A 9,148-nucleotide genomic window follows, 5' to 3' on the forward strand; every position below is an offset into this window, starting at 1 on the left:
TCAAGGCTGCTCTCCTTGGTGCGTGTGCGGTCTGGTTCAGTGCCCCGGGCGGGAGTCGATCCCGCGGCGTCACGCCGGGACCGGGGCAGGGTTGGGTCAGGGCATTTCGACTTCCGGGTCGATCAGGTCGGCGACGGCGCCGCGTGCCTGGCGGATGGCCTTGCAGCTCTCCGACATGTCCGGTGTGACATCGACGCCGACGGAACGGATCTGTTCCGCCAGCTCGTGGGCGACCGACTCCCTGAACGCCTGCAGAGAGTTGGAGATCTGGACGTCACTCCATCCGGCGCCTCGCAGGCCGTACCAGAAGGCGCCCTCGCCGGCCTTGCGAAGCTGGACTGCGCGCGGCTCGGCGGGGTCGACAGGCTCGGGGCCAAGGACGCGGGTGGTGATGGTCATGTGCTGCTCCTGGTGAGGGCGGTGCGAGGGCGGTGGGCTGGTCCGTCCGGGGCTGCGGAGGGGAGGGCGCGCAGCCCCGGACGGCGATCGGAGGGCGGGCTTAGAAGGGAGGCGGACTCAGCGGGGGCGCCGCCTGCTGGGCCTGCTGCTGTGCGACGAGTGCCTGGATCGCCGGGTTGGCGAGCTGCTCGGCCGGGGGCGCGGCGGCTGCGTACTGCGGCGCGGGTGCCGGGGGCGCGGCGGCCGCGTACTGCGGCGCGGGTGCCGGGGCCGGGGTCGGCGCCGGGGCGTACTGCTGGGGGGCCGGGGCCGGGGGTGCCGCGTGCTGCTGGGCCGGTGCGGCCGGCGGCGCGTACTGCTGCTGCGGGGGCGCGGCGGCCCACGGGTCCGCGGTCTGGAGCTCGGCGGCGGCCGCGGCGACGTACTGCGCGGTGTACTGCTTGATCGGGTTGAAGCCGCGCTGCTTGTGGGGGATCTCGTGGGTGAAGGTGACGGAGAGGATGCCGCCGACCTCTAGGCCGCGTGCGCCGGAGGCTCGGACCGCGTCGGCGATCGCGTTCTTCATCTGGTTCTTGACGAAGAGCCGCCGCGTGCCGTTGTCGTCCTCCACCTGCGGGTCTCGGTCGTCGGTCTGGACGGTGACGACGAGCTGCATCATCGGGTTTCCGTCGGGCCAGAACTTGTTCTCGCCGGTTTTCATGTCGCGCTGCTGCTGCACGGTGGGGCGCTCGGTGATCCGGCCAGCCACGATGGTGCCGATGGTGAGGAAGCTCGCGGAGGGAGCGCCGCCGCCGCCCATGAGGAAGTCGTCGGCGGAGGGTGCCTGGTAGGACTGCTGAGGTGTAGTCACTTGATGCTCCTGCTTGTGGGTGTCAGGCGATGAGGGATTCGAGCGAGGCGCCCGGGTTGGTGCTGGGCTGCCCGGGACAGCCGGCCGCGAGGTTGTCGCTGCCGGGCTTGAGCCAGGGGCAGAACCGGCAGTTCGGTTTCTCGGGGATGGGGATCATTCGCCAGTTCTCCGGGTGGTGGTCGAGTTCCAGGGACTGCGCGGTCGCGGTGATCCGGTCGAGCCGGGCGAGCGCGTCGAGGGCGATCTGCGGCTGGTACGGCTCGGACCACACGTGGACCATCAGCTCGTGATGCCGGCCGATGAACGTGACCGCGACCCTCGCGGGCCGGTGCCCCGCGTTCTCCTGGCCGAGGCCGTAGAGGTGGGCCTGGATGCGGTACTTCTCGCCGGGGCCCTGCCGCCGGTACTTGTCGTGGCTGCTCTTCCCGACGAGCTTCCAGTCGTTGTTGAGCATCGCGAGCCGGTCGTACAGGTCCGAGCTGCCCGCGAGGGTGCCGGCCGCGGTGTGGCCCTGCCGCACGGTGACGCGTTCCTCGATGCGGTACCGGGGCTGCCCGTCGGACATGGGCGCCTGCCGGGCCTCGAACTGTTCGGCCATCCACATGTGGAACCCGGTGCCGATGATCGCCGCGATCGGATCGCGGTTCGTGTTCGTCTCGGGCCAGTCGAGGATCTTGTACGAGAGCTGTCGCTCGCACGGCTCGCCCACCTCGGACGGACCGATGGCGCGCTGCTTCGACCGGCCGGAGTTCTTGTCCGCGTCGATGATGAACTGGCCGATGCGCTGTGCGAGGAGCTCCCCGTACTCGTCGCTGCCCGTGGCGATCACGCGGCGGTCACCTCCCGGCGGATCGCCGCGCGGGCGGCCCGCTCAGACACGGCCGGGTCGTCGATCGTCTCGTCGTCCCACGCGGCCGGCGGCGGCCACGACGATGCGGCGGCCGCGTTGCGGGCGCGGCTGAACGCCTGGTTGTCGACACCGTGCGCCCGCGGGTCCTGGCCGGAGACCGCGGCGTAGAGGTCACGGACGGCCAGCGCGGTGCGGACCAGGGTCCGGTCCGCGCGGATCAGCGTTGAGAAGTTCGCGGGTGTCCAGCCGAGCCGAGCCGCCAACCGGGCCTGGGGCCAGCCGCGCGCGACGAGGGCCTGGAGGCGGCGGCGCGTGCCGACCGCGTTCACCGAGGTGGACGGGGCGAGGTTCTCCAGCGAGGCCTCGACGGCGAGGACAGCCGCGGCGAGCGCGGGCCGTACCTGCTCCTGCGGGCCCGTGCCGCGCTCCGGCCGCCCGGTCAGCACGGCCTGGAGCCGCTTACGGTCGACCTTGGCGAGCTCGGCAATCCGCCGAAGGCCGAGGCCGCAGGACTGGAGACGGCGCAGGTGCTCGCGCACCGGGACCGCGTCGGTCCAGGGCTGCCACGTGCCGTAGGCGATGGCCCGCTCACGGGCGTCGCGGTAGGCGGCGGCAGCGTAGCCGCAGGTGTAGCAGCGGCATCCGTCAAGCTTGTAGCGGGCGTACCCGTGGTCGCGGTCGCTCACTTCGCCACCACCCCGGTGTACGGCTTGTCGGGGCGGCGCTCCTGCCACCGCTCCCCAGCCTGGACCTGGTCGGAGTTCAGGCCGAACACGTCGTCGAGCTGCCCCTGCAGCCGGTCGATCTGGCGCTGCTTCCGGGCGAGCGCCGTCTGGTGGCCGGCGCGCTGCTCGGCGAGCTCGGCCCGGTAGCGCCGGCAGGCCCGGGCGAGCCGCTCACGGCGCTCCGCGGCCGGGACGGCCTTGCGGTGCTCGGCCCGGCGCGCGGCGACGTAGGCCTGGGCGTACGCTTCGGCGCGGGCGACGAGCCGCTGGTAGGTGCTGCGGCGGATGAACATCAGCACTCCTTCGGATAGTTCGGGGTGTAGGAGACGCGGCCCGGCTCCCGGCGCTCGATCAGGTAGCCGTGCGCGGCGAGGGCCTGGAGGGTGTGCCGGGTGAAGTGCAGAGCGGGCGCCGGGGTGACGACCGAGGACAGCCAGCGGTGGGCCTTCCCGGACGTCCAGATGCCGCCGGTGTTGAGGATGTGGTCGGCGAGCTTGAGGGCCCGCTCGTCGCCGATACCGGCAGGTCCGGGTTCGACCGCGGGAGCCGCCGCGATGAGGGGCTTCCCCAGCTCGGTCCACCCCTCGAAGTCGCCCTCGTCGACGAAGTGGCCGTGCCACCGCGCGCCGGGCGCCCCGGACCGCACCCAACCGATCGCGCGGAGGTGGCCGCGGTCCGGATGCCGGGTGACGTGCTCGACGTGGAAGTAAGCGGTGATCTCGGGGGCGCGGTAGCCGTTGCCGTCGGTGTAGGTCCGGCCGGCCTGGAAGAAGCCGGTGGCCGGGGTGGGCTCGCCGCCGGTCGTGCCGGTGCCCTTCCCCTCCGCCGCGACCGTCCGCTCCGGGACCGGGGCCCCGTCCAACGTCGGCTCGATCCGTCCCCGCACGATGGCGGTGGCCGCGTCGCACTCGGGGCAGCAGCCGGCGAGGGCGATCGCGCACCGGTCCACGAAGTCGGCCAGCGCCTCGGCTCGGCAGGCGTCGAGCTTGTTCCGCAGCTCCGCGAGCGTCCCAAGGGGCGCCGTGTCCGCCCGGCCGTACTCGTGCAGCAGCTCGTCGCGGGCGCTCATGCGGCACCTCGCTGCCCGGGCACGGTGCCAGCGGAGGACGCGCGGCGCAGCTTCGCGATCAACGCCAGCACTGCGGCCGGCCCGTACAACGGGACCCGGGACGACGCCCGCTCGGCGAGCGCGGCCACCAGCTCCTCGTACGGCAGACGGCCCTTTTCGGCCTCCGCCCGCGCGGTCTCCGGGGTGAGGTCGGCGACCTCGTGGAGCTGGTCCCACAGCCCGGTGTCCGGGCCGAGGAGCGCGTCGAGGACGTCGCACACGACCCGCTCGGTCAGCGCGGCCAGGTCGAGGACGACACCGCCCGGGATGGCCTTGACGTAGATCGGGACGGGTCCGGTGGACGGGGTGGTCTGGTCAGACACTGGGGGCCTCCGGGAGGTCGAGGTCGTGGCCGAGCCGGTAGTCCGTGTGCAGCGGGGAGACGTACGTGTCCTCGCGCTGGCCGGCGATCAGGTCGCGGAGCTTCGCGACGGACTCGTCACGGCGGGCGTCCGGCTGTACGACCGGGGCGAGGACCGGCGCCGGGCGGGACCGTGCGGCCTCCAACTTGGCTACCTGGGCCAGCAACTCGGCAACGCGCTTGCGATGCCACTCCATCTCGTCCCACGGCGGGCTCAGCAGCCAGCAGTGCCCGGCGTGGGTCTGGGGCGTGTCCTTCCACGGCTCGCCGCAGGTGCAGCCGCTGTGCTGGGCGGCGAACTCGCGGGCCCGGGTGCACCACGAGCTGTGGGGGAGGACGCATCCCTCGCCGTCGCAGCCACGAGCGGAGGTCTCCAGCTCGGCCACCCGGGCCGCCGCCGCACCGGCGCGGGACTGCTCCTCCCGACACAGCCGGTCCAGCGTGTCGGCCCGGGCCTGCTGGGCAGCGACACAGTCGTGCAGGTGCCGGATCTGCTCCACGGGGCTGAACAGCCGGGCCTTGGCGTCGCCGTAGGCCGCAGCCTCCAGCTCGGCCACCCGGGCCCGCAGTCGGTCGACCTCGGCGAGCAGTACCACCTCGTCGGCGTCCGGGTCCTCAGCCCACTTGCGTTCGGTCGTGCAGCGCTGGCACATGTCACGACCGGGGTACTGCGACGGGCCCCAGACGTGCAACGGGCGCTCGTCCTCGGTCTCGAACCGGGTCACCTCGCAGTGCGTGCGCCGCTTTCGGATCAAGGCGATCCGCTCGTCATCCACGGGCGGCCGCTCGGCCACCCGAGCGATCAGCCACTGCACCGCCGGGACAAGTGACTCACCCAGCTCGAACGGCACCGCACGCTGGCCGCCCGACGGGGACAGCTCGCCCCGCAAGGCCATGTCCTCGTTGCGGCGCACCCGCAGCTCCTCGCGGTGCCGCGCCGCCCTGTCAGCCTCGGCCGGGGCCCGCATCGACTCCCACACGCCGATCACAGCCGCCATGCCGATGCTGAACGCAGCCGTGTCCCACGACCCGGCGAAGTAGTTGCCGCTGCTCGCGCACCCCTTCGGCCAGTCCGAGCAGGCGCACAAGTCCTCGTGGTAGTGGTCGTTCAGCGCGCGGTTACCGGCGTCCGCCAGCGCCTCGGTCTGCGCCTCGGACAGTTCGGCCGGCTGCGCGTTCTGGAGCAGCCGCAGCCGCACCAGCTCGGCCGCCGCCTCCGTCGTGTTCAGCCAGCCGCTCGCGTCCAACGCCATGGCGATCGTTGCCGGGACCCGGTTCTTGGCCAACGCTTTGCAGATCACACGGGCCGCGCCCGCGATGCTCCTCGTGTTCACGCCGCACGCTCCACCGGGTTCAGAGCGCCGCACGTCTCGCTCAGCTCGCCCTCCCGAGCCCACGCCAGCCGGGGCACGGCCGACGGGGCCATCGCGGCGGGCACGAACCGGCGCGAGCCGACCGGACCGTCCTCCGCGAGGCGCCACAGGAAGCCGCGGCCGTCGACGAACAGCTCGAACGGCGACTCGGCGCGCGGCCGGACCGGAAGCGGTACGGGGACTTGGTGCGTGATGCCGCTCTGGCCGGAGGGGCCGGTGGCGGTAGGCTGGTGGTTCATGGTGTTCCTCGTCTTTCGGTGTTGGTGAGGAATGCCGGGGTCGTTTCGGATAGCCGTCCGGGACGACCCCTTTGGGGTTTGGTCAGGCGGCCAGCGGTAGGGCCGGCAAGCTCGCGACGCCGGGCCGGAACAGCCCGCGGATGCGGGCTTCCTGCTCGGGGGTCAGCGGCGGGGCAGCGGCCACGATGGCGGCGATGTGCGCTTCGTAGGCCGAATGCGACCCGGCGGGTTCGACGGTCAGCAGCGGGGGCGCCGCGTTGGGCTGGGCGGCGCTCATCCGGCGGCCCGTACGACGGATACCGGGGTCTCGCGGTGGGGGACCGGCACCGATCGGCCGGCCGGGGTGAAGAGGATCAGCACGTCGACTCCGATCGCGTTGGCGATGGCGTGGGCGTTGCTGGCGACGATGCACTCTTTCTCGCCACTGACGAGGCGGCCCACTGTGGTGCTGGAGCAGCCTGCTGCCGCGGCGAGTTCACGGATGGTGACCTTCTGGCCGCTGCCCGTGCGCTCCATGAGCAGCTTGAGTAGGTCTGCGTTGAGCAGCCGGTATAGGGGCTCGCTCGGCGACATGTCCACCTCCTTGGACTTGATGTCCACCGAGGTGGACACGAGAAGCATGGCACGGGGGTGGACATCTTGTCCACCCCCGTGGACAACGTCTCCATGTCGACTTCGCAAGTGCCTCGATCCGGTCAAAAATCCCCGTCGGTATGGCGCCCGTGCCCTCCAGCGTGGACACTCTGTCCATGCTGGAGGGCATCTCTGCCCACGCCACCAGCGCGTTTGCAGACCAACTCACGCTGGCACCAGGGACACCTACCGGCACAGCGCCCACTGGGGAGTGGCAAGATGACCGTCATGGTCGAGGACAACAGCGCGCGCACGCCCGCACGGACGGATCTGTCCGACCTGCTGCGTGACCGCCGAATTGAGCTACGCCGTTCCCTCCGGCAGGTCGAGGAGCGCACGGGCCTGCGCGAAGACGGCACGCCGGTCATCAAGCGCTCCACGCTCGACAACCTTGAGAAGGCCGTCCCTCGCATGTCCTGGACGCCGCGCTTCCCCGAGCTCCAGGCGCTTGCGCGGGCGTACGAGCTCCCCCTGGTGCGCGTGCAGGACGCAGCCGGCGCCCAGTTCATGGGGATCGACTCGGTATGGAGCAGCTCTGGCCGGGCCCGCGCGCTGGTTCAGAACGCGGAGAAGCTCACTCCTCGACAGCTGGAGTTGCTGGAGGAACTTGCCGAAACGTTCGCAAATGAGGGACCTGATGGGACATCAGTTACTCAGGATTGAACAGTTTCGATTTGTAGTAGTTATGCGCTGTGTGTAGCTCCCCGCTAACGCAAGTGGCATGCTGGTCTTTCCGCCTGGGGGGCGTGAGGGTCAGATAGCCTGTGCCTGCCACTCGATCGAACGTGTGATCGAGCTGAGGTGCACCCAACGCATGGGGGTTTTCATGGCAGACGATGAGGTCTCACAGACGGATACGCATATGCCCCCGGCATACATCCCCATGGTGCGAGACCCCCGTGTCCCCAACGGCATGGCCGCCGTGCTACTACAGGCCGAAGACGGTCGACTGCGCCTCGCGGTACACCCCCTCGAAGTGAGCCAGCAAGCCGTCGACGAGTACAACAACGCCATGGAGCACGTCGGCCGACACGGCATCGGCACCGAGGCCCCCGCGCGCCCGCATCCCGCCGTGTAGCCCTACTTCCAGCGGATATCGATCCGCTCCACATCCATCTCCACACCCTTCGGCATGCGCCCACGTCGCGCCGGGAGAATCCACACCTCCATGAGGGCATCGACCACCGCGCGCTTACGCGACAGGTCGATGCCCTCCCACTCGGCCGCCACGTCCGCCGCGCCGATCAGGCCCACCAACGGATTCGTCACCGAGGCCAGCGACAGCAACTGCTCAGCCTTCCGCTTCCGCTCCCTGGCCTTCGCCGCCGCAGCCTGGTATCCCGCCTTGTCGATGTCGCCGTCACCGAACATCTCCGCAAGCTCCCTCAGCCGCTGCTGCGCTGCGGACAGCTCGGCGTCCGCAGCTTTCAGATCGACCGGATCGTCCTCCCGCTGGGCCAGGAGATGAACCGCGTCCGCCCGCGACAACCGCGCGACGACGACCGCTCGCACGTAGTCGTCCAACGGCTGCGCACGGCGGGTGACGTGAGCCCCACTAGAGCATCGGTAAGCGGCCACGTGCCTGTGGCCGGCCCCCGTGCCGGAGGTAGAGCACCGCACAGGCAGGCCGCACTCAGCCTCCTCGACGGGGTGGGCGCATCGGTAGAGCCCCGAACCTATCCAGCGACGGGCGTTGCTCACCGCGGTCAGCCGGGTGGGGTCCTTAAGTTTCGCCACGACCCCTCGCCATACGGGCTCGGGAATGATCGCGGGCCATGCCGCCGCCCCGGCCTCCTTGCCGCGGTGGGAGAGCAGGCCAGCGTTGCGGTGCCGCAACAGCAGCGTACGGAGTTCACTGGCCGACCAGTCCCGGGACTCCGGCTCCCCGCGGGTGCCGTCCTCCTGCCGGTAACGTCGAGGCACGGTCCGCACCCCCGCCTCCTGCCACTCGCGCGCTATGGACCTGATCGACGCCCCGGCGAGCACTGCCTCCGCGGCCTCGCGCAGGTACCGGGCTTCCGACTCGCGGACCGTCATACCGTCCGCCTCGAAACCGAACGGGCGCGGCCCGCCCCGGTACCCGCCAGCCGCCAAGGTCTGCGCCTTGGCGTCCTTCACCCGCTCGCCGATCTCCTCGGCCTCGTACTGGGAGTCGATCGCGGCCCGGCGGGCATCGCGCCGGCCCTCGGCGGTGGTGAGGTCGTAGCGGCCCTGCTTGATGGTCTCGACGTGGATGCCGCGTTCGGTGATCAGGTCGAAGAAGTCGAACGCGTCGCCGATGCGGCGGTAGAGACGCTTCGGGGACAGGGCAAGTACCGCGTCCGCCATGTCGGCGTTGAGCATGGCCAGCATCTGCTCGTACTTGGGCCGCTTCTTTCCGCTGTACGCGCTCAGGTCGTTCTCGACGAAGACGGCGACCACGTCCCAGCCGTTGCGCTCCGCGCGGGCCCGGCAGGACTGCTCTTGCCGGGCGACGCCGGCGCCGCGGCCTTCGCGGTCGTCGCTGATGCGGCAGTAGATGATGACGCGGAGGCGCTTGCCGTCGTGGTGGGTCCTCATGCTGGGAAGTGTAGGGCGCTTGAAGCGTCTTGATGGAGGGTTTGTCCAGTC

General features: G+C 71.1%; 13 protein-coding genes. 1 reads left to right on the top strand and 12 read right to left on the bottom strand.

Translation table 11 applies throughout. The features are described from left to right. Nucleotides 1–96 precede the first annotated feature (96 nt). The 11 genes from ACWFQ8_RS30010 to ACWFQ8_RS30060 all read right to left on the bottom strand — a co-directional run bounded on the left by ACWFQ8_RS30010 (nucleotide 97) and on the right by ACWFQ8_RS30060 (nucleotide 6,526). Nucleotides 97–399, bottom strand: a complete 303-nt coding sequence (locus ACWFQ8_RS30010; protein WP_453789431.1) for a hypothetical protein — start codon at nucleotides 397–399, stop codon at nucleotides 97–99. A gap of 100 nt (nucleotides 400–499) precedes the next feature. Next, the gene (locus tag ACWFQ8_RS30015) at nucleotides 500–1,249 is read right to left on the bottom strand and encodes a hypothetical protein (protein WP_453789432.1); all 750 of its coding nucleotides are present in this window, start codon (nucleotides 1,247–1,249) and stop codon (nucleotides 500–502) included. A gap of 22 nt (nucleotides 1,250–1,271) precedes the next feature. Then, nucleotides 1,272–2,078 carry a hypothetical protein gene (locus tag ACWFQ8_RS30020; RefSeq protein WP_453789433.1) on the bottom strand — a complete coding sequence of 269 codons (807 nt, stop codon included), beginning with the start codon at nucleotides 2,076–2,078 and terminating at the stop codon, nucleotides 1,272–1,274. Beyond that, complete coding sequence (locus ACWFQ8_RS30025) at nucleotides 2,075–2,785, bottom strand: hypothetical protein (protein WP_453789434.1); 711 nt, start codon at nucleotides 2,783–2,785, stop codon at nucleotides 2,075–2,077. Before ACWFQ8_RS30025 ends, ACWFQ8_RS30020 begins: the two co-directional genes overlap by 4 nt. Beyond that, a complete protein-coding gene (locus tag ACWFQ8_RS30030) occupies nucleotides 2,782–3,117 on the bottom strand; it encodes a hypothetical protein (RefSeq protein WP_453789435.1) in 336 nt (111 codons plus the stop codon). Before ACWFQ8_RS30030 ends, ACWFQ8_RS30025 begins: the two co-directional genes overlap by 4 nt. Beyond that, on the bottom strand, nucleotides 3,117–3,893 hold the full coding sequence (locus ACWFQ8_RS30035; protein WP_453789436.1) for a hypothetical protein: 777 nt from the start codon (nucleotides 3,891–3,893) through the stop codon (nucleotides 3,117–3,119). Before ACWFQ8_RS30035 ends, ACWFQ8_RS30030 begins: the two co-directional genes overlap by 1 nt. Next, complete coding sequence (locus tag ACWFQ8_RS30040; protein WP_453789437.1) at nucleotides 3,890–4,255, bottom strand: hypothetical protein; 366 nt, start codon at nucleotides 4,253–4,255, stop codon at nucleotides 3,890–3,892. The genes ACWFQ8_RS30035 and ACWFQ8_RS30040 overlap by 4 nt, the downstream gene beginning before the upstream one ends. Next, nucleotides 4,248–5,627 carry a hypothetical protein gene (locus ACWFQ8_RS30045; protein WP_453789438.1) on the bottom strand — a complete coding sequence of 460 codons (1,380 nt, stop codon included), beginning with the start codon at nucleotides 5,625–5,627 and terminating at the stop codon, nucleotides 4,248–4,250. Before ACWFQ8_RS30045 ends, ACWFQ8_RS30040 begins: the two co-directional genes overlap by 8 nt. Next, nucleotides 5,624–5,905 (bottom strand): hypothetical protein, encoded by a 282-nt coding sequence (locus tag ACWFQ8_RS30050; RefSeq protein ID WP_453789439.1) that lies wholly within the window; start codon nucleotides 5,903–5,905, stop codon nucleotides 5,624–5,626. The genes ACWFQ8_RS30045 and ACWFQ8_RS30050 overlap by 4 nt, the downstream gene beginning before the upstream one ends. 82 nt (nucleotides 5,906–5,987) lie before the next feature. Beyond that, nucleotides 5,988–6,182 (bottom strand): hypothetical protein, encoded by a 195-nt coding sequence (locus ACWFQ8_RS30055; RefSeq protein ID WP_453789440.1) that lies wholly within the window; start codon nucleotides 6,180–6,182, stop codon nucleotides 5,988–5,990. Then, nucleotides 6,179–6,526: a helix-turn-helix domain-containing protein gene (locus ACWFQ8_RS30060; protein ID WP_453789441.1), complete on the bottom strand. Its 348-nt coding sequence runs from the start codon at nucleotides 6,524–6,526 to the stop codon at nucleotides 6,179–6,181. The genes ACWFQ8_RS30055 and ACWFQ8_RS30060 overlap by 4 nt, the downstream gene beginning before the upstream one ends. Before the next feature lie 231 nt (nucleotides 6,527–6,757). On the opposite strand from ACWFQ8_RS30060, the gene ACWFQ8_RS30065 reads away from it, so the two are divergent. Further along, entirely contained in the window at nucleotides 6,758–7,201 is a 444-nt protein-coding gene (locus ACWFQ8_RS30065; protein ID WP_453789442.1) for a hypothetical protein, read from the top strand. 417 nt (nucleotides 7,202–7,618) lie between these two features. Here the strand turns inward: ACWFQ8_RS30065 and ACWFQ8_RS30070 are convergent, their stop codons facing one another. After that, entirely contained in the window at nucleotides 7,619–9,097 is a 1,479-nt protein-coding gene (locus tag ACWFQ8_RS30070) for a recombinase family protein (RefSeq protein ID WP_453789443.1), read from the bottom strand. Nucleotides 9,098–9,148: the final 51 nt, after the last annotated feature.

It is taken from the genome of Streptomyces sp. NPDC055254, assembly GCF_053606025.1.

What these genes read in the sequence shown, in the direction of transcription:
- ACWFQ8_RS30010 (WP_453789431.1), bottom strand. Translation starts at nt 399, where the DNA reads ATGACCATCACCACCCGCGTCCTTGGCCCCGAGCCTGTCGACCCCGCC.
- ACWFQ8_RS30030 (WP_453789435.1), bottom strand. Translation starts at nt 3,117, where the DNA reads ATGTTCATCCGCCGCAGCACCTACCAGCGGCTCGTCGCCCGCGCCGAA.
- ACWFQ8_RS30035 (WP_453789436.1), bottom strand. Translation starts at nt 3,893, where the DNA reads ATGAGCGCCCGCGACGAGCTGCTGCACGAGTACGGCCGGGCGGACACG.
- ACWFQ8_RS30050 (WP_453789439.1), bottom strand. Translation starts at nt 5,905, where the DNA reads ATGAACCACCAGCCTACCGCCACCGGCCCCTCCGGCCAGAGCGGCATC.
- ACWFQ8_RS30055 (WP_453789440.1), bottom strand. Translation starts at nt 6,182, where the DNA reads ATGAGCGCCGCCCAGCCCAACGCGGCGCCCCCGCTGCTGACCGTCGAA.
- ACWFQ8_RS30060 (WP_453789441.1), bottom strand. Translation starts at nt 6,526, where the DNA reads ATGCTTCTCGTGTCCACCTCGGTGGACATCAAGTCCAAGGAGGTGGAC.
- ACWFQ8_RS30065 (WP_453789442.1), top strand. Translation starts at nt 6,758, where the DNA reads ATGACCGTCATGGTCGAGGACAACAGCGCGCGCACGCCCGCACGGACG.
- ACWFQ8_RS30070 (WP_453789443.1), bottom strand. Translation starts at nt 9,097, where the DNA reads ATGAGGACCCACCACGACGGCAAGCGCCTCCGCGTCATCATCTACTGC.